Annotated in this window: 17 protein-coding genes and 1 pseudogene; 12 read left to right on the forward strand and 6 right to left on the reverse strand. The window is 65.3% G+C overall.

The genetic code is table 11. The features are described from left to right. Positions 1 to 8 precede the first annotated feature (8 nt). Together G9Q80_RS05470 and G9Q80_RS05475 are read right to left on the reverse strand one after the other, a co-directional pair. Positions 9 to 2,246 (reverse strand): xanthine dehydrogenase family protein molybdopterin-binding subunit, encoded by a 2,238-nt coding sequence (locus G9Q80_RS05470; RefSeq protein ID WP_088716696.1) that lies wholly within the window; start codon positions 2,244 to 2,246, stop codon positions 9 to 11. Positions 2,247 to 2,249: 3 nt separating this feature from the next. After that, a complete protein-coding gene (locus G9Q80_RS05475; protein WP_043146821.1) occupies positions 2,250 to 2,705 on the reverse strand; it encodes a (2Fe-2S)-binding protein in 456 nt (151 codons plus the stop codon). A gap of 90 nt (positions 2,706 to 2,795) precedes the next feature. On the opposite strand from G9Q80_RS05475, the gene G9Q80_RS05480 reads away from it, so the two are divergent. Together G9Q80_RS05480 and G9Q80_RS05485 are read left to right on the forward strand one after the other, a co-directional pair. Then, positions 2,796 to 3,380, forward strand: a complete 585-nt coding sequence (locus G9Q80_RS05480; RefSeq protein WP_043146818.1) for a TetR/AcrR family transcriptional regulator — start codon at positions 2,796 to 2,798, stop codon at positions 3,378 to 3,380. Positions 3,381 to 3,570: 190 nt separating this feature from the next. Further along, the gene (locus G9Q80_RS05485; protein ID WP_133066458.1) at positions 3,571 to 5,010 is read left to right on the forward strand and encodes a hypothetical protein; all 1,440 of its coding nucleotides are present in this window, start codon (positions 3,571 to 3,573) and stop codon (positions 5,008 to 5,010) included. 92 nt (positions 5,011 to 5,102) lie between these two features. On the opposite strand, the gene G9Q80_RS05490 is transcribed toward G9Q80_RS05485, so the two are convergent. Next, positions 5,103 to 5,852, reverse strand: coding sequence for an SDR family NAD(P)-dependent oxidoreductase (locus G9Q80_RS05490; protein ID WP_043146814.1), 750 nt, complete (start codon positions 5,850 to 5,852; stop codon positions 5,103 to 5,105). A 124-nt stretch (positions 5,853 to 5,976) separates the two neighbouring features. Here G9Q80_RS05490 and G9Q80_RS05495 point away from each other — a divergent pair, with 124 nt between their 5' ends. From G9Q80_RS05495 to G9Q80_RS05530, 8 genes and pseudogenes are all read left to right on the forward strand, one after another. Further along, positions 5,977 to 6,930 carry an MBL fold metallo-hydrolase gene (locus G9Q80_RS05495; protein WP_043146812.1) on the forward strand — a complete coding sequence of 318 codons (954 nt, stop codon included), beginning with the start codon at positions 5,977 to 5,979 and terminating at the stop codon, positions 6,928 to 6,930. An 89-nt stretch (positions 6,931 to 7,019) separates the two neighbouring features. Further along, on the forward strand, positions 7,020 to 7,451 hold the full coding sequence (locus G9Q80_RS05500) for a rhodanese-like domain-containing protein (protein WP_088716694.1): 432 nt from the start codon (positions 7,020 to 7,022) through the stop codon (positions 7,449 to 7,451). Positions 7,452 to 7,494: 43 nt separating this feature from the next. Next, positions 7,495 to 7,944 (forward strand): methyltransferase family protein, encoded by a 450-nt coding sequence (locus G9Q80_RS05505; protein ID WP_168246433.1) that lies wholly within the window; start codon positions 7,495 to 7,497, stop codon positions 7,942 to 7,944. A 362-nt stretch (positions 7,945 to 8,306) separates the two neighbouring features. Further along, positions 8,307 to 9,878, forward strand: a complete 1,572-nt coding sequence (locus G9Q80_RS05510; RefSeq protein WP_088716693.1) for a Re/Si-specific NAD(P)(+) transhydrogenase subunit alpha — start codon at positions 8,307 to 8,309, stop codon at positions 9,876 to 9,878. A gap of 15 nt (positions 9,879 to 9,893) precedes the next feature. Continuing rightward, the gene (locus tag G9Q80_RS05515) at positions 9,894 to 11,339 is read left to right on the forward strand and encodes an NAD(P)(+) transhydrogenase (Re/Si-specific) subunit beta (protein WP_088716692.1); all 1,446 of its coding nucleotides are present in this window, start codon (positions 9,894 to 9,896) and stop codon (positions 11,337 to 11,339) included. Between the two features lie 110 nt (positions 11,340 to 11,449). Then, positions 11,450 to 12,061 carry a hypothetical protein gene (locus G9Q80_RS05520; protein WP_133066457.1) on the forward strand — a complete coding sequence of 204 codons (612 nt, stop codon included), beginning with the start codon at positions 11,450 to 11,452 and terminating at the stop codon, positions 12,059 to 12,061. A gap of 161 nt (positions 12,062 to 12,222) precedes the next feature. Then, positions 12,223 to 12,528 carry a hypothetical protein gene (locus G9Q80_RS05525; protein WP_043146800.1) on the forward strand — a complete coding sequence of 102 codons (306 nt, stop codon included), beginning with the start codon at positions 12,223 to 12,225 and terminating at the stop codon, positions 12,526 to 12,528. Positions 12,529 to 12,670: 142 nt separating this feature from the next. Next, a pseudogene (locus G9Q80_RS05530) lies at positions 12,671 to 13,271 on the forward strand (biotin transporter BioY). A gap of 55 nt (positions 13,272 to 13,326) precedes the next feature. On the opposite strand, the gene G9Q80_RS05535 reads toward G9Q80_RS05530, so the two are convergent. Together G9Q80_RS05535 and G9Q80_RS05540 are read right to left on the reverse strand one after the other, a co-directional pair. After that, entirely contained in the window at positions 13,327 to 14,733 is a 1,407-nt protein-coding gene (locus G9Q80_RS05535) for an NAD(P)/FAD-dependent oxidoreductase (protein WP_121497623.1), read from the reverse strand. Next, positions 14,636 to 15,847, reverse strand: a complete 1,212-nt coding sequence (locus G9Q80_RS05540; protein WP_088671503.1) for a bifunctional alpha/beta hydrolase/OsmC family protein — start codon at positions 15,845 to 15,847, stop codon at positions 14,636 to 14,638. The genes G9Q80_RS05535 and G9Q80_RS05540 overlap by 98 nt, the downstream gene beginning before the upstream one ends. 85 nt (positions 15,848 to 15,932) lie before the next feature. Between G9Q80_RS05540 and G9Q80_RS05545 the strand changes: the two genes are divergently transcribed. Together G9Q80_RS05545 and G9Q80_RS05550 are read left to right on the forward strand one after the other, a co-directional pair. Next, positions 15,933 to 16,841, forward strand: a complete 909-nt coding sequence (locus G9Q80_RS05545) for an endonuclease/exonuclease/phosphatase family protein (protein ID WP_088716689.1) — start codon at positions 15,933 to 15,935, stop codon at positions 16,839 to 16,841. Beyond that, the gene (locus tag G9Q80_RS05550) at positions 16,831 to 17,364 is read left to right on the forward strand and encodes an NUDIX hydrolase (RefSeq protein ID WP_088716688.1); all 534 of its coding nucleotides are present in this window, start codon (positions 16,831 to 16,833) and stop codon (positions 17,362 to 17,364) included. Before G9Q80_RS05545 ends, G9Q80_RS05550 begins: the two co-directional genes overlap by 11 nt. 4 nt (positions 17,365 to 17,368) lie before the next feature. Here the strand turns inward: G9Q80_RS05550 and dddP are convergent, their stop codons facing one another. Beyond that, entirely contained in the window at positions 17,369 to 18,709 is a 1,341-nt protein-coding gene (gene dddP / locus G9Q80_RS05555; protein ID WP_088716687.1) for a dimethylsulfonioproprionate lyase DddP, read from the reverse strand. Between the last annotated feature and the right edge of the window lie 52 nt (positions 18,710 to 18,761).

An 18,761-nucleotide genomic window follows, 5' to 3' on the forward strand; every position in this document is an offset into this window, starting at 1 on the left:
ATCGGGCCTCAGGTGTAAAAGTCGAAGGCCTTGTTCAGCGGCAGTTCGCGCACCCGTTTGCCGGTCAGGTCAAAGAGCGCGTTGGCCAGTGCCGGGGCGGCGGGCGGCGTGCCGACCTCTCCGATCCCGTTCAGACGCTCCTGGTTTTCCAGGATCGTGACCTGCGTGCGCGGCATCTGGGCCATGCGCAGCGGCTCGTAATCGGGAAAGTTCTTCTGGTCCACGACACCACCGGCGAATGTGATCTCTTCGCCGATGGCGGCGGACAGGCCATAGGCCATCGCCCCGGTCAGCTGCGCCTCGATGATCGACGGGTCCAGCGCCACGCCGGGGTCGGCGGCGATCCAGGCATCGGTCAGGCGCACCGCGCCGTCCACGTCGCGCACCTCGATCACCATCGCCGTGGGCGTGCCGAAACTGTAGACCATCGCAAGGCCCCGCCCGACGCCCTCCTCGGTCTTGCCGGTCCAGCCGGACATGTCGCGCACCGCCTCCAGCGCGTAGAAGGCGGGCAGCCATTCGTCGCGCGTCAGGTGCAGCCGCATCTCCAGCGGATCGGCCCCGGCGGCCACCGCCAGCTCATCCATGAAACATTCGTGGAAGAACCCGTTGAAGCTGGCACCCACCGATCGCCAGAAGCCCAGCGGCGGCACGACGTCCGCCTTGTGGCCCGCGACGCGGTAGTTCGGAATGCCGTAGGGCTGGTTGTAGATGCCGTCGACGATCCCCTTGTCCGGCCCGCCGGGGGCGAAACCGACCCAGCGTTTCAGCGCCTGCGCGGCGATCGAGGGCGAGGCGACCCTGGCGTCGAAGGCCACCGGTGCGCCGTCCGCCACGGCCCCCGTGATCCGCGCGATGGCGGGTGGGCGGTAGTAATCGTGGGTCATGTCCTCTTCGCGCGACCAGGTGACATTGACCGGAGTGCCGGGCATGGCCTTGGCGACCTTGGTCGCCACCACGGCATAGTCGAACTCGCCCCGGCGGCCAAAGCCGCCGCCCATCAGAGTCACGTTCACCTCGACCTCTGACGGGTCGACGCCGGCCTCGGCGGCGCAGGCGTCGCGCAGGAATGTCGGCCCCTGGTTGCCGCACCACAGCCTCAGGTGCTGGCCGTCGAACCAGGCGGTGGCATTCATCGGCTCCATCGTGGCATGGGCCAGGAAGGGCACGCGGTATTCCGCCTCGACCGCCGTCGCGCCTGCGGGCAGGCGGTCTGGATTGCCGTCGTCGCGCAGCACGGAGTCCGGTTCGGTGTCAAAAGCCGCCTCGACCGCGGCCACCATCGCCTCGGTGCTCTCGGGGTAGGGGGCGGGGTCCCACTCGACCTCGATGGCGTCCACGGCCTGCTGGGCCAGCCAGGTGTTGGTGGCGATCACCGCCAGACCGTCGCCCAGGTCCACCACCTTTTCGACGCCGGGCATCCGTCCCGCCTCGAAGGCATCATAGCGTTTCATGCCGCCGCGCGTGGGCGAGCGGCGCACAGCCGCAAAGCGCATCCCCGGCAGACGCGTGTCGATGCCGAATTGCGCGGTGCCCGTGGACTTACCCAGCATGTCGACGCGCGGCAGCGACGTGCCCAGTAGATGCCATTCGCTGCGCTCGCGCAGTTCGATCCGGGGCGGTTCGACCTCTGCCGCCTCGGCGGCCAGGTCCGTGTAGGGAATGCTGGTGCCATCGGGGGCGATCACCGCGCCGTTTTCCGTGCGCAGTTCGACCACGCCGACATTCAGCCGCTTGGCGGCGGCGGTCTTCAGCATCTCGCGCGCAGCGGCGCCGGTGACGCGCATCCGCTCATAGCCGTCCTTCATGGCGGTGGACCCGCCCGTGACCTGCATCGAGAAGACCTTGCCCATGACGCCCATCATCTCGCCCAGCGAATGTTGGAAGGCAGAGGCGTCATAACCCTTGTGCGTCTGGCCCTCGCCCATCAGGGCGCTGTTGTAATAGGCCTGTGCGGGCGGGCCGTGGATGACACGCACGTCCTCCCAGGCCAGGTCCATCTCCTCGGCGATCAGCGCGGCCCAGGTGGTCATCGTGCCCTGGCCCATCTCGGCGCGCGGAGCAACGAGGGTCACGCCCTCGCCGTCGATCAGGACAAAGGCGTTCAGGCTGGCCTCGCCCTCGCCGGGTTTCAGCGGGTTGGAGGCGGGGCGGGTGACGTACCAGGCGCCGAAGGCGGCGCCACCGGCGACGGCGACGGCCCCGAAAAGGAATGTGCGGCGGGCGATCTTGCCGATGCGGGACATGGCTCAGGCTCCTTGCGCGGCGGATTTGATGGCGGCGCGGATGCGCGGGTAGGTGCCGCAGCGGCAGAGGTTGCCGTTCATGGCCGCGTCGATGTCATCGTCCGTGGGGTTCGGGGTTTCGGCCAGCAAGGCGGCGGCCTGCATGATCTGGCCGGACTGGCAATAGCCGCATTGCGCCACCTGGTGATCGACCCAGGCCTGTTGCAGCCGGTGCAGCGCGTCCGGCGTGCCCAGCCCCTCGATTGTCGTCACCTCGCCCCAGACGTCGCCGACCGGCACCTGGCAGCTGCGCACCGCCTCGCCGTCGATATGCACCGTGCAGGCGCCGCAGGCCGCGACGCCGCAGCCGAACTTGGTTCCGGTCAGGTTCAGCGCATCGCGCAGCGCCCAGAGCAGCGGAACCTCGTCGGGCAGGTCCACCTCATGCGAGGTGCCGTTGACGGTGAGCGTGGTGGCCATGTCGTCCTCCTGGTCGGTTTCTGACAAAATGGGTGAAATGTGTCAGGGTGTCAATTGACAGTTTTGCGTATTTTTGTCAGGACTGATGCCATGATGGATGCACCCCCAGCCGATCAGGTCAAGCAAGAGGCCATACTCACAGCCGCCCTGGCGGTGATGTGCCAGTATGGCTATCGCCGCACCTCGATGGGGGACATAGCGCAGGCAGCGGGCATGTCCCGTCCGGCGCTCTACCAGCATTTCCAGGGCAAGGAGGACATCGCCCGCCGCATGGTCGAAGTCTATTTCGACACCGCCGCTCGCGCGGTTTCCCAGGCACTGGCGGGCACGGGCAGCGTCGAGGACCTGCTGGCGCGGGGGCTTGCCGCCAAGACCGGGCCGATGGTCCGCGACATGCTGGACAGTCCGCACGGGGCCGAACTGCTGGACGTCAAGGACAGCCACGCGCGCGAGGTCGTCGCGGCCGGGACCGCCCGGCTGACCGGCGTCTTCGCCGACTGGCTGGCGCGCGAAGCGGCGGCAGGCCGCGTGCGGCTGGACGGTACGGCCGAAGAGGTGGCCGTGCTGATCCTCGGCGCGCTCGACGGGATAAAGCGCCCGCCCTACGCGCAATTCGTCGAGGCCCGCGAAAGGCTGGCGCATGTGCTGGGGCGGGGGCTGGCGACGGGAAGCTGACGGCGCTGTCCCCAAGGGAACACCGTCGTGTAATACTGCGTGCACGCTTTCTACCGGCCCGGTCCGGTCAGGGCCGCCACGCAAAGGAGATGCACACATGCGTCCGATCCGCCGCCCTCTGGCCTGTCTTGTCCTTCTCGGCGTTGCACTTGCGCAGCCCGTATTTGCTCAAGCGCCATTGTCGGCGCAGATGGATGACGTTGAAAGACTGGAACAGGCACTGGAGGACAGGATCGGCCCCGACGCGGCTCTTGACGTGATGGCGCGGGCCCTGTCCGCGACAGAGGTCACCGAAGGCCATGTCCAGGCCTGGGCGAACGGGCTGACCGCGGTGTATTTCCGTTTCGACGATCTCTACGAGGACGCGGGGATCGCGCTCCGTGCATGGCGCCGGGCGGTCTGGGACGACCGTTATACAGAGCGCGAGGCACGGCAGCACGTCGACGCCGGGCTGCATGATCTTCGGCTGGCCCATGATGAGATCGTCGCGAGCCTGCCGGACTATCTGTTTCATGTCGCCCGGTCGCAGACGTGGAGCGATCGGGCCCGTCGGATCGCGCGCACCACGTCGATCGCAGGGGAGGGATGTCGCCCGTACTACCGGGCCCTGAACATGGCCGATATGGAACGGTCAAGGGCCCGGGCCTCCTTGCCCTATCATCTCTTGGACAGGTCCCTGTTGCCGCTGCCAGAGGAAGAACCGCGCGGGGACGATCTGTTGCGGATCTTCGCGGCAGTCCTGCCCAGGGACCCGGTTCCCCCCGCGGTCCTGCGCCGCCGGTATGATCGTCTGCTTTCGGAACTGGAATCAGCCGGGCTGCCAGCGGAGGATCCGCTGGTGTTTTTTGTCAGGATGGCTGCAGCGCAGACCGGGCAATGGCAGACGACTTTGCCAGTCCTGGTGGGCGGGCTCGGCAAGGTCGACGGACAAGCCCGCGACCGGATCGCAGCCGAAACGGCGGGGATCCTCGCGACCCGGATTTCAGAGCTTTTGCCATTGCTTGCCTTGATCGAGCCTGGGGAAGGGGGGCTCGACAGGGCACATGATCTGGTCGACGTCGCCCAGCGGCTTGTGCTCTTGCATGACGACCTTGAACGGCGCGGGGTCGATGCCAGTCCGCTTTTGCGCGGGCTTTCGGCGGTGCGGTCGGCCCTTCTGGTCCTGCGGACGCCCGGCAGCGGCGAAGAGGCCCGGCGTCTCAACGCGGCCATTGCCGACCTTGGCCGCTTTGCAAGCCGCGACATTCCTCCGACGGCGCCGATTGCCGTGCCGGCCGCAATAGCCGCCGGGGTGATCGACGTGGCCGGGGAGGGTTTCGACCAAAGCGCCCAAACCCTTGACCACTTGGCGCGCTACCTGGAAACAGGCGATCCGGCGGACTACCAGCGTATTCTCGAAGCGGCCCGGGGCGTTCAGGACGTGCTGAGCCCCCGCAATTTCCTGCGCCATGCGGTCGTCGGCGGGATCGAGGGCGTGGTTTCCAACGTGCCGGGCCTGCGGAGTTTCCTGGGTCGTCATATCGAGGAACTTGCCGAATGGGCCCTCGACTCGGAGCCTTATGACTGGGAGGTGTCATACGATCCCGGCCTGTTTGGTCCGCGAGGGCAGGGTGTGTGCCCTCGGTCGTGACAGACCCACTTGCCAAGGCCGGCAGGGGCCGTCCCCGAGCTTTTGTACAAAATGCTGATTTCCGTGTACGTTTTGTACAAAACGTACAGGCCTCAGATCTCGCCGCCCGCGATCTGGATGGCCTGTCCGTTCACGCTGCCAGAGGCCGCGTGGCACAGCCAGACCGCCGCCTGCGCCACTTCCTCGGGGGCGATCAACCGCCCGTGTGGGTTGACGTCGACCATTGCCGCGCGCGCCTCTGCCTCGGACCAGCCGGTGCGCTTCATGATGTTGTCGACGTTCATGGTCACGATGTCCGTGTCCACGTAGGCAGGACACAGGGCGTTGAAGGTAAAGGGTTTTCTTGCGTAATCCGCAGCCAGTGCCCGGATCAGCCCCATGAGCGCGTGTTTCGAGGCCGTATAGGTCGGCGCGCCCTTCAGCCCCTTGATCCCCGCGATCGAGGACACGGCGATCACCCGGCCCCAGTCGGTCTCGACCATGCTTTTCAGGCATTCGCGAATGGTCAGAAAGGCGCCGTCGACATTTGTCGCCATCATGGTCCGCCAGAATTCCATATCCGTCTTGAGGATCGCCCGCCCCTCCGCGATCCCGGCATTGGGCACGCAGATCTGAACCGGGCCGCGTGCGTCCACCGCCTCTTTAACCCCATGAATTACCGAGGTTTCATCCATCACGTCCATCGAGATCGGAAAGATCCGCTCGCCCCGCGCCGCCTCCAGCCGCGCGGCATTGCGCCCGGTGATGGTGACCAGTGCGCCTTCGGCCGCCAGCGCCTGTGCAATCGCCAGTCCGATGCCGCTGCCGCCGCCAGTCACAAGCGCGTGTTTGCCTTCGATCATGTCTGCCTCCCTGTCGTGGCCTGAACCCTACCGCGCCCCGACGCTGTGACAAGAGGTCCGCGAGAGGTTGCTTGGCAATGCTATTCACGCATGCGAATATGTTGGAGATTTTCGGGAGGATCTCATGAACACACGTTTTGCCCTGACCTCGGCGTTGGTACTGGCGGCTGTCACCGCACAGGCCAGCGAGGACATCGCCGACAAGTACCCGCAGTCCGAGCTGTACGACAAGCCGGTCGAAGTCATCCCGCATGTCTTCTCGGCCATCGGCGCAACGGCGCCGCCGACCTATGAAAATTCCGGCCATAACAATAACTTGTCTTTTGTCATTACCGGCGACGGCGTGGTGGTCATCAACGGCGGTGCCTCGGCGCGGCTGGCCAGGGCCTTGCATGACGAGATCAAGGCGATCACCGATCAGCCGGTGAAACTGGTCATCAACGAGAACGGGCAGGGCCACGCCGTGCTCGGCAATTCCTACTGGGCCGACCAGGGCGTCGACATCCTTGCCCATGCCGAGGCCATCGAGGAGGTCGAGGAGAACGGTGATTTCATCCTGCAGGGGATGCAGCGCTACAACCGGGACAAGGCCGAGGGCACCCGCGTCGTGGTGCCGAACATGTCCTTTGACGATGAATACGCCTTTACACTGGGTGAGGTCGAATTCCACGTCCTGCACCTTGGCCCCGCCCACGGCCCCGGCGACACCCAGGTCTGGATCCCGCAATGGGGAATCGTGATCGCCGGCGACATCGCCTTTCACGAACGCATGCCGCCGATCTTTGCCGATACCTGCACCAGCTGCTGGATCGAGACCTTCGACGGCCCCTTCACCGGACTTGGCGCGACCTATGTCATTCCCGGGCACGGGCACCCGACGAACATGGCGCAGGTGACGCGGTATACCACCGACTATCTCAAGGACCTGCGGGCCAAGATCGGCGACCACATCGACGAGGGCGGCGAGCTGGCGGATGCCTATTACATCGACCAGTCCAACTGGGCGCATCTGGATACCTTCGAGGAACTGGCCACCAAGAACGCCGGGCGGGTCTTTGAAGAGATGGAGTGGGAATAACCGGTTTCGGGTATAGGATAAGGGACGCGGCGCCGGGCGATTGTCCGGCCCCGCGTCCTGCCTTTGGCGAAACGACAAGGGGACCTGCCATGCATTCCAGTCTCAAAGCGGCCGCCTGCGCGGTCGGCCTCGCGGCGGTTGCGCCCATTGCCCCGGCTCTTGCCGGAGAGCTGGAGGACGAAATCATCGGCTACATGGACTTTGCCACCGAGACCGCGGGGATCATCCTGCCGCAGCAGCTGACGCGCGAGGTCTGGGAGGGCATCCATTTCATCGACACCCGCAGCCTGGCGGATTTCGAGGCCGGCACGATCCCCGGCGCGCGTCACATCGAGTGGCGCGAGGTGCCGGGCCGGCTGGACGAGATCCCGGAGGAAGGCATGGTCATCCTGTTCTGCAACACTGGTGTCAGGTCGTCGCAGGCCACTTTCGCGGCGCGCGTGATGGGACGGGAAAACGTGCTTGTCATGCAGTCGGGGTATGAGGGGTGGCTGAGGGACGGTGCCTATCATCCCGAATAGGCTTCGCCGGTCCGGAGCAACAGTTGCAGGAGAGTGCTTGGTGATGAAATGGATCGACATGCCGCCGGTCTGGCTGCTGGGGGCCTTGTGTCTGGCCTGGGTGCAAAAGACCCATTTCGGCTATGGTCTGGGGTTTGGCCCTGTCGTCGCCGATCTTCTTGGTGGGCTGCTGGTCGGGGGCGGGATAGTCCTGATGACGCTGGCGTTCTACGAGATGCGGCGCCATCGGACCACCGTCATCCCGCACCAGGAGGCGGACAGGCTGGTGACAAGCGGCATCTTCAAACGGTCGCGCAACCCGATCTACCTTGGCGATTCAATGATCCTCCTGGGGATGATCCTTTACTGGGACGCGGTCCTGGCGCTGCCACTTGTGCCGATCTTCGTCTGGGTGATCGAACGGCGTTTCATCACGCCCGAAGAGGATCGACTGCGCCGGAAATTCCGCGCCGCCTTTGCCCGCTACGAAAAGGATGTGCGGCGGTGGGTCTGATCGCCGAATGACTGCGGATTAAGCACTAATCCTTTGGTAGAAGTGACCTGTGGTCGCATGGTGCCCGTAGCATGCCGACCACGGTTGTTCCCGGGCCGGGGGTCCGGCACATGTTGCACCGGGCAAGTTACCGAAACCACTAGGAATATTCCGCCGATGTGTCGGGCTGGTATACGATCGTGCGCAATATTGTTTCGATATTGCTGCATGTTGCGCAATAATAGTTGTCTGGCTTTAACTTTGGGTCATGGTGTGTTTTACAACCCGCGCTGCCTGTCGCTGCAGAGCCGCATGATTGCGCTGAAATGCGAATTAACGCCTCATCAGGGGCGTAGGAGTACCTGAGAACAAAGGGGAATACCGTGAAGATAGGGACGCCAAGAGAGGTCGAAGCAGGAGAGAATCGCGTTGCGATGACCCCGGATTCGGCCCGCCAGCTGCAAAAGCTGGGCTATGAATGTTTGATTGAATCCGGCGCGGGGTCGCGGGCAGAGTTCTCCGATGCGGATTACGAGGCTGCGGGCGTCAAGGTTGTCGGCAGTGCCGCCGATCTCTGGGGTGAGGCAGACATCATTGCCAAGGTGCGCATTCCGACGCTGGACGAGCTGGAGCACCTGACACCAGAGAAGACGCTGATCACCTTCTTCAATCCGGGCGGCAACCAGGAAGGTCTGGACATCGCCAAGGCGAAGGGCGCCAACGTCATCGCGATGGAAATGGTGCCGCGGATCAGTCGCGCCCAGAAGATGGACGCGCTGTCCTCGATGGCCAATATCGCTGGCTACCGCGCCGTGATCGAGGCCAGCAACAACTTTGGCCGGTTCTTCACCGGGCAGATCACCGCCGCGGGCAAGGTACCCCCGGCCAAGGTTCTGGTCGTGGGCGCCGGTGTTGCCGGCCTGGCCGCCATCGGCACCTCGACCGCGCTGGGTGCAGTCACCTACGCCTTTGACGTGCGGCCCGAAGTGGCCGAGCAGGTCGAATCGATGGGCGCCGAGTTCGTCTATCTCGACTTCGAGGAAGAGCAGCAGGACGGCGCGGCCACCGGCGGCTATGCCTCGGTCTCGTCCCCAGAGTTCCGCGAGGCGCAGCTGGCCAAGTTCCGCGAGCTGGCCCCCGAGGTGGACATCGTCATCACCACCGCCCTGATCCCCAACCGCGAGGCGCCCAAGCTGTGGCTCGAGGACATGGTCAAGGCCATGAAGCCGGGGTCGGTCATCGTCGACCTGGCCGCCGAAAAGGGCGGCAACGTCGAAGGCACCGTCAAGGACGAGAAGGTCGTCACCGACAACGGCGTGACCATCGTCGGCTACACCGACTTCCCCTCGCGCATGGCGACGCAGTCCTCGACGCTTTACGCCACCAACATCCGTCACATGATGACCGATCTGACGCCCGACAAGGACGGCAAGATCAATCACAACATGGACGATGACGTGATCCGTGGCGCAACCGTCACCCACCAGGGCGAGATCACCTTCCCGCCGCCGCCGCCCAAGGTACAGGCGATCGCGGCCAAGAAGCAGGAAAAGCCCAAGGAGCTGACGCCCGAGGAGAAGCGCGCCCAGGAAGTCGCGGCCTTCAAGGCGCAGACCAAGCAGCAGTTCACGCTGCTGGGGATCGGCGGTGTGCTGATGCTGCTGGTGGGCCTCGTCGCCCCGGCCAGCTTCCTGCAGCACTTCATCGTCTTCGTCCTGTCGGTCTTTATTGGCTTCCAGGTGATCTGGAACGTCAGCCACTCGCTGCACACCCCGCTGATGGCGGTCACGAACGCGATTTCGTCGATCATCATCCTTGGCGCCCTGATGCAGATCGGAACCAGCGGAACGCTTGTTCTCATCCTTGCCGCCATCTCGGTCTTCTTTGCCGGGATTAACATCTTCGGCGGCTTCCTCGTGACCCGGCGCATGCTCGCCATGTTCCAGAAATCGTAAAGAGGACACGGACCAATGGAATACGGATTTACCACGGCGGCCTATGTGGTCGCGGCTGTCCTCTTCATCCTGTCGCTGGGCGGCCTGTCTGGCCAGGAAAGCGCCAAGCGCGCGGTCTGGTACGGCATCGTCGGCATGGCGCTGGCGGTCTTCGCAACGCTGATCGGACCGGGTTCGGGCCTCTGGATCCTGTCGATCATCCTGATCGCCGCAGGCGGCATCATCGGCTACTTCCTGGCCTCCAAGGTCGAGATGACCCAGATGCCGGAACTGGTTGCCGGGATGCACGCACTGGTCGGCCTGGCGGCCGTCTTTGTCGGCTATAACGCCGAACTGGTCATGAACACCGTTGCCGCGCTGCAGGCCGAGGGCGCCACCGAGGCGCTGGAGGCGCTCAAGGGCTTCTCGGCCAAGGTCGCGCACAAGACCCCGGCAGAGATCAACATCCTCAAGATCGAGGTCTTCCTGGGCGTGTTCATCGGTGCCGTGACCTTTACCGGGTCCGTCATCGCCTATGGCAAGCTCTCGGGCAAGGTGACCTCGGCGGCGAAAAAGCTGCCCGGCGGCCACATGCTGAACGCCGGCGCGGCGTTGATCTCGATCCTGCTGCTGATGATCTACATGGGCAACTCGGGCGGCTGGACCCTGCTGTTGATGTCGGTTGCGGCCTTCTTCATCGGCTATCACCTGATCATGGGCATCGGCGGCGCCGATATGCCGGTCGTGGTCTCGATGCTCAACAGCTACTCTGGCTGGGCGGCGGCGGCGATCGGCTTCAGCCTCGGCAACGACCTCTTGATCGTGGTTGGCGCGCTGGTCGGCTCGTCGGGTGCGATCCTGTCCTACATCATGTGCAAGGCGATGAACCGGTCCTTCGTCAGCGTCATCCTGGGCGGCTTCGGCGGCACGGGTGGCCCGGCGATGGAGGTCGAGGGTGAACAGGTTGCCATCGACGCGGACGGTGTGGCGCAGGCCCTGGAAGAGGCCGACAGCATCATCATCATCCCCGGCTACGGCATGGCGGTGGCTCAGGCCCAGCAGAATGTGGCTGAACTGACCCGTCGGCTGCGCGCCCAGGGCAAGGAAGTGCGTTTCGCCATCCACCCGGTCGCGGGCCGTCTGCCCGGGCACATGAACGTGCTGCTCGCAGAGGCCAAGGTGCCTTACGACATCGTGCTGGAGATGGACGAGATCAACGAGGACTTCCCGGACACGGACGTGGCCATCGTCATCGGCTCGAACGACATCGTGAACCCGGCGGCCCAGGAAGACCCGAACTCTCCCATCGCGGGGATGCCGGTCCTGGAATGCTGGAAGGCCAAGCAGGTCTTCGTTTCCAAGCGGGGGCAGGGCACGGGCTACTCGGGCATCGAGAACCCGCTGTTCTACAAGGAGAACACGCGGATGTACTACGGCGACGCGAAACAGTCACTGGGCGAGTTGCTCAACCGGATCAGCTGAGGCTCGACCGAAATGTTCCAGCGGCCCCGCCTTGTGCGGGGCCGTTTTTCTTTTGCAGGCCTTGATCTGGGGCAACGACGCGCAACGGGCGTTGTTTCAGCCTTCGTCCCATGTCTGTCTTTCGCCTCTCGCCAACGCTAACCGCAAAGTTTGATCATGGCGGGCTTCCGCGCCTGGCAGCGATTGCCGGAGCGATGGCGGGCGGCGCAGTCTGCGGCGTCATCCTTGATCTGGTGTTCCTGCAAGCGGCGACCCGGACCGAGGGCGCCTTCGCGCATGACAACGCGCAGGCAGTTGGGTTATTCATCGGGATCGAAGTGGCTGGTCTGATGTTTCTGGCACCGGTCGGTCTGATTGGCATTTTCGCCTTGCTGCAATGGGCAGCGCGTCACGGCTTCATGACGCCGGCGAGTTTCATGCTTGGGGGCTTTGGCATCACCGCATTTCTGGTGCTCGTGGTCCTGCTGGTGCTCATCCTCGCCAATCTTGCCCTCGCGACCGGCAGCGTGACAAATTTCAGCGTCGTGTTCCTTCTGCTGTGGCCCGTGCATATTGGTGTATTTTACGGGCTGCCCGCTGGTATTTCCCTCTGGACGATCCTTGCACATGCGCATTCGCAGCTGCGCCCGATGGGCGGCGGAGGCGCGGTGCTGCTTGTCGGGGCGGTCCTGATCCTCCTTTGGGGCAGCATCGTCGTTCGCATATTTCAGGGTGCCGGCTGAATGCCGGAATTCCTTGCCTCGACGCGCGCCAATGGCGCTGCGCCGGTGCTGAGTTGAGAGCAGGACGCGGCGGGTTTCCGCCTTTGCCACATCTCGACAAGATCATTGGGGTCGCCGTTTCGGCGGCCTCATTTTAGTCTGACGCGAAAAGAGGGGACACTATGGAACTGGCACTGCAGATCAATTCGGTGTTTCGCGTGGCTGGCTGGCAGATCGTCAAGCCTCTGGAGCCGCTGACACCGGATCACTTGATCGAGGATCTCGCGCAGTATTCAAAGCGCGCCGTGGTGGTCGACCTGGGGTACTATCCCGAGAACGACGCCGAGAACGGGGCCTTTCGGATTCATGCCGTGCGCGACCAGGACTGGGAGCATCCCTTGGTCGATATCAAGGTGCGGGACGCGAACATGGCGCTGGACCTGTTGCGGCAGATGCCGGGTTTGCTGGGGCGGCTGGGTCCGCTTTGAGTCCCGGCTTTGCAACCTGTTTCCCTAAATTTTGCAAATGGCTGGGTTGGCAGGGTTTGCACATCTGCTCGATGCTCCCTTGCGGCGACGCAGCAAGTCGAGCAACAACATGAGTGAAATATTCATGGCGAGGGGGAGCGCCATGAACCTGACGATAAACCGCAATGTCCTGGCCGAAGCCTTCGGCGCCAACGAGGGCGCTGCGCTGCGCCTCAAGCAGGTGGCGCTGGTGGTGCTGGGCATCGCCGTGCTGGCCGCTGCGGCCAAGATCAAGGTGCCGATGTGGCCCGTCCCGATCACGATGGGCACCTTTGCCGTGCTGACCGTCGGCGCCGCCTACGGTCCGCGCCTGGGTCTGGTGACGATCCTTGGGTACATGATCATCGGCGCGCTGGGTTTCGATGTCTTCGCGGGTTCCTCGGTCGAGGCCTTCGGCATCGAATACATGATGGGCGGCACCGGTGGCTACCTCCTAGGCTACGTCCTGGCGACCGTCGCGCTGGGTGTCCTTGCCCGTGCTGGCTGGGACCGCTCGGCCCCGAAGATGGCTGGCGCCATGCTGCTGGGCAACGTCATCATCTACTTCCCGGGCCTGATCTGGCTGGGGCATGCTCTACGGCTGGGACAAGCCGATCCTGGAATGGGGCCTGACGCCTTTCCTCGTCGGTGACGCGATCAAGCTGGCGCTGGCTGCCGTGATCCTGCCGCTGGCCTGGAAACTGGTGGGCCGCGCGCGCGGCTGATCCCCAACGATCCGATTGACCGAAAGGCCTGGCGCATCGCCCGGCCTTTTTCGTTTCAGCCCCTGCGATCGGCGGCGAAGGCCGAGAGATCGGCGTTCACCGGTTCGCCCGCCAACATCTGCGCCAGCCAGCGCCCGGTGCGCGGGCCGCCTGTCAGGCCGATATGCTGATGTCCGTAGCCCAGATAGACATTGGCCAGCCGGGGACTGGGGCCGATCACGGGCAGGGAGTCCGACGTGGCGGGCCGGTGGCCCATCCATTCGCTGGTGTGGCTGTAGGTCAGATCGGGAAAGATGCGCGCCACGCTGCGCCGCATCAGGTCGAAAGGCGCGCGGGAAGCCGGGGCTTTCAAGCCGCCGAACTCCACGATGCCCGCGGCCCGCAGGCGCCCACGCATCGAGGTGGCGACGAATTTGCCCGAGGCCACCATCACCGGCGCGCGCAATTCGATGTTGGGGGAATGGAATTCGACGTGATAGCCGCGTTCGCTTTCCAGTGGCACCGTGACGCCAAGGGCGCCTGCAATCCCGCCCGACCACGCGCCAAGCGTCACGGCAAAGCCCTGTGCCGCTATCTCGCCCTTGTCGGTCAGCGCGGCCACGGCGCGTCCGTCTTCCTCGCGAAAACCCGTCACGCTGGCCTGTACGATCTGCCCGCCACCTGCCTCGAAGGCGGCAGCCAGCGCGCGGACATAGGCGCCGGGGTCGGTGATCGTGCCGTGCCGGGGGCTGTCGACGCCATAGCCAAAGCGCCCCGCCAACACCGGGTCGAAGGCGGCCATGTCCCCGGGCGTCATCTCGCGTACCGTGTAGCCATTGCGCCGCCGCAGGTCCCAGCCATAGGCATCTGCCTCGAAGGCCTGCTTGCTGGCATAGCCGTGCAGGTAGCTGCCGGGCCGGACGACTTGGACGTCCTCCGTTCCCTCTGCCAGGGCCTGGTGCTGGTCGGCGCTGTCCTGCAGCAGCAGGGTCAGCGCGCGGGTGATCTGCTCGACCTTGGCCTGCCGTGCGTGCCCCATGTAGCGCAACAGGAAGGGCAGGAGGCGCGGCAGGTAGCCCCATTTCAGGAACAGTGGCTGTCGGGGATCGAACAGCATCTGCGGTGCCTTCCAGATCAGGCCGGGGACGGGCAGGGGCACCACGGCCCCCGCCGCGATGATGCCCGCGTTGCCGGTCGAGGCACCGGCCGCCGGGCCTTCGCGGTCGATCAGCGTGACCTCGCATCCCATGCGCTGCAGCCAGAGCGCGGTGGAGACCCCCACCATGCCCGCTCCGATCACGGCCACCTGACGATATGCCTTCATGCTGCCCCCCCATGTTGCGGCGCGACAGTGGCGCGGATCAGGGACCGGAGGCAAGAGGGCTTCAGGCCAGTTCCGTCTCGATTTCGGCGCCCTGTTCCAGCGTCTTGTGGACCGGGCACTTGTCCGCGATTTCCAGCAGCCGGGCGCGTTGGTCGGCATCGAGGTCGCCTTCCAGCGTGATCCGGCGCACAAAGCGGTCCACCCGTGTCGTCGCGCTTGTTCCCGCGTCCTGGGCATGAACCTTGTCGTGGGTCACGTCCACGCTGATCCCGGTCAGCGGCCACCCCTTGCGCCGGGCGTACATGCGGATGGTCATCGAGGTACAGGCGCCCAGCCCCGCCGAGAGGAACCCGTAGGGCGACATGCCCCGGTTGCTGCCGCCATAGGCCTCGGGCTCGTCCGCAAGCGCATGGTGATGCGGCCCGTTCTGGATGTCCTGCAGAAAGCCGTCGGCGGCGGCCTCTGTCACGCGCACCACGCCCTCTGGCGCGCCGATGGGCGGGGCAGGTGCGGGCAGGTCGAGGTAGCGATCGGCCCAGGCCGCGATCACCTCGGCGACATATTCCGCATCCTCGGGGGATGAGACGAGGTGGTCGGCATCGTCCAGCGTGACAAAGCTCTTGGGATGTTTGGCGGCGGTGAAGATCCGCGTGGCGTTGGAAATATCCACCACGGCGTCGCGCGGCGCGTGCAGCACCAGCAGCGCCTTTTTCAGCGATCCGATGACCGGTTCCAGTTCCTGCGCTTTCACGTCCCGCACGAAGTCTCGCCCGATGGTGACGGGCCGGCCGCCCAGGTCCACCTGTGCCTGGCCCTCTTCCTCGATCCGGTCCAGCGCATCGGCAAAGTTGTGCGTGACGTGATCGGGATCGAAGGGCGCACCGATGGTCGCCACGGCCCGGGCCGAGCCAATGTCGGGCGCCGCCCGCAGGACCGCCGCCCCGCCAAGCGAATGGCCGATCAGCAGGCTGGGCGCCATGCCGCGTCCCTCGAGGTAGTCGGCGGCGGCCTTCAGGTCGCCCACGTTGCTGTGAAAGGTGGTATTGGCGAACTCGCCACAGGAATGGCCCAGCCCGGTGAAATCAAAGCGCAGCACCGCGATCCCCATCGCGGAAAGCCGCTGGGCGATGCGCCGCGCGGCGGCGATGTCCTTGCCGCAGGTAAAGCAATGGGCGAAGAGGGCAGTGGCGAGCGGTGTGTCCTCGGGCAGGTCCAGCCGTGCGGCCAGCCTGTCGCCGGCATGACCGGGGAATGTGATGCGTTCGGTGGGCATTGGGTCGTCCTGACGTTTTGTGGTTGGGTCAGAGAATGGGTCGGGCCGGGGCGGCTCACAAGCAAACTGTCAGGAGCGTCACGGCATGGTGAGTTTGATGCGCGCGCTGGTGAGCATTGTTGCAGGGGTCTTGGTGCTGGTCGCGCTGGCCACCTGGGGCGGGGCGCTGCACCCGGCAGGAGACTCCCTGGCTGTTGCGCGCCTGCCGCTTGTGGCGCTGGCGGGTTTGGCGGTGGTCTGGACGGGTTGGCCGCGCTGGCTGCGCTGGGGGCTGGCGTGCGCGGCACTGGTGGTGTTGGGGCAGGCGGTTGTCATGAAGTTGGCCGCGCCGTCACCGGGCGGATTTGCCGTCTACCAGAAGAACCTTCTGTACCGGAACGCGCAGATCCCAGAACTGGCGGCGGACATGCTGGCCCAGGCGCCGGACGTCATCACCCTGCAGGAACTGACCAGCCGCAATGGCGATATCCTTGATCGGCTGGCACCGGTCTATCCACATCGCGCCACCTGTCCCTTCTACAGCTGGAGCCGCAATGCCGTGCTCTCGCGCCACCCGGTGCTGCCCGGCGGGACGCTTTGCCTGCCGGGGCAGGGAGTGGCGGGCCTGCACCTGGACACGCCACACGGGCCGGTCTGGGTTCTGTCGGTGCACCTGCGCTGGCCCTGGCCGCATCCCCAGGCGTCTCAGGCAGAGGCGCTGGAAGAGGTGCTGGCCGGGCTGGAGGGGCCAGTGGTCCTGTCCGGCGATTTCAACATGATGCCCTGGGGGCATTCGGTGCGGCGACTGACGCGGGCTGCGGGTGTGCGGCGCGCCGGGCCATTGCAACCGACCTACTGGCTGGCGCCACATGGCTGGCCCGCCGGGCAGGCGTTGCCGATCCCGCTGCCGCTGGACCAGGTCTGGGCGCCCGGCGGCGGACAAGTTGAGACGCGACCGCTCTGGGGATCGGATCATGCAGGGGTTCTGGCACGGGTGCATCTGGATGCAGATTGACGGTATCGGGCGTTTCGTGCCGCGTGACGCGCGGGACGGGGAAGAATGGGACCGATTGAGGGATTTTTGTGCACGGTGGGGGCTTGCCGCCTTTTCGCGCGACCCATTCATCGGCGGTCATGTCACCGGCTCTGCCTTTGTGCTGTCGCCGGACGGGCGGTCCGTCCTGCTGACCCATCACGCCAAGCTGGATCGCTGGTTGCAGCTGGGGGGCCATTGCGACGGCATCGCGGATGCGCGCTTCGTGGCCCTGAAAGAGGCCTACGAGGAAAGCGGGCTGGCGCGGATCGCGCTGCTGTCGCAGGACGTCTTCGACGTCGATATCCACGAGATCCCGCCGCGCGGGACCGAACCGGCGCACCTGCACCATGACGTCCGGTTCCTGATGCGGGCCGAAGCGGGTGAGCCAAACGCCACGGCAGAGTCGAAGGCGCTGGCATGGGTGCCGCTGGACAGATTGCGGGACTTCACGCAGGCAGAGTCGGTCCTGCGCATGGCACACCGGGTAAAGGCCGGGGCGTGACGCCCTAGGTGCCCATCAGCATCGGGTCGAAAGGGTAGGAAATGAGGTTCTCGTAGCCGTCCTCGGTGATCAGCACCTGTTCCTCCAGCTTGATCGAGAAATCGCCGCCGTCCGGCGAAACCAGCACCTCGACACAAAGCGTCATACCCGGCTCCAGCTCATAGTCGAAGGCGCCGTCCACCATCTGGTCCGGGTAGGCCACCAGGGGCCATTCATCGCAAAGCCCCACACCATGCATGAGGCAGCCGTATTTCAGCCGCTGGAACTCGGGCCTCAGGACGTGGGTGTTGCGGGACAGATCCTGGATGTTCACACCGGGGCGCAGCATCTCCATGTTGGTCATGACGTGTTCATGCCCGTGGCGCATGGCATCGATCATGTCGGGCCGGGGTGCCCGATCACCCACCCACCAGGTGCGCGAGATGTCGACGCAGATGCCGTAGCTGCCGACAAGATCCGTATCGAAGGCGACGATTTCATTGTTCTGCACGATCCTCGGGCCACATTCCTGGAACCAGGGATTGGTGCGGGGGCCCGACGTCAGCAGGCGCGTTTCGATCCATTCGCCGCCGCGTCGGATGTTCTCGGCGTGCAGGACGGCCCAGATGTCGTTCTCGGACACGTCGCCACGCGGGACGTTCAGACGGGTAAACCGCTCCATCTCGTGCATCGCGGCTTCGCAGGCGTTGACGGCGCAGCGCATGGCCTTGATCTCGTCCGGCCCCTTCACGGACCGGGCCTTTTCGGTGACTTCTTCGCCGGGGAAGACGGTCAGGCCCTGCGCCTCGAGCGCGCGCAGCCCGTGGATCATCGGTTTGTCCACCGCCAGCCGTGTGTTACCGGGCGCGTGCTGCGCCAGCAGGTCGGCGACCTCGGCGGCAAAGCGGTCGGCGGCCACGTCGACGCAATCCCCCCGGTCGAAATAGAACAGGTCCGCGCCCGAGCGCGCCTCGCGCACCAGCGGGTTGAACGAGGACAGGAAAGGTGCGTTCTTGTAGTCCCAGATCACCATGTACCCATCGGCGCATACCAGCACCGCCCGGAACGGGTTGTGGGTGTTCCAAAGCTGCATGTTCGTGCTGTCTGTCGCGTAGCGGATGTTGAGCGGGTCAAAGACCAGCAGCCCGGCAAGATCACGCGCCACGACATGATCGGTCAGCCGCTGCCATCGATAGCGCCGCATCTCCTGCAAGTCGGGCAGTTCCAGCCCCGCCGCGGCCCATTCGCCCAGTGCAAGGCGCGTGGGGCCGATCTCGATCCGGTCCATGTCGTTGGGGGTGTTGTCGCCGGTCAGGGCGCCGCGTGTCGGGTCGATTTTGCGGGTATCGCGGAAATGGGTGTTCATGGCGTCTTCCGAAGGCTGGTTGCATCAGCCTGCCGGGGCGCCCCGGGGCTGG

The sequence above is a fragment of the Mameliella sp. LZ-28 genome, from assembly GCF_012274245.1.
Taxonomy (GTDB): domain Bacteria; phylum Pseudomonadota; class Alphaproteobacteria; order Rhodobacterales; family Rhodobacteraceae; genus Antarctobacter; species Antarctobacter albus.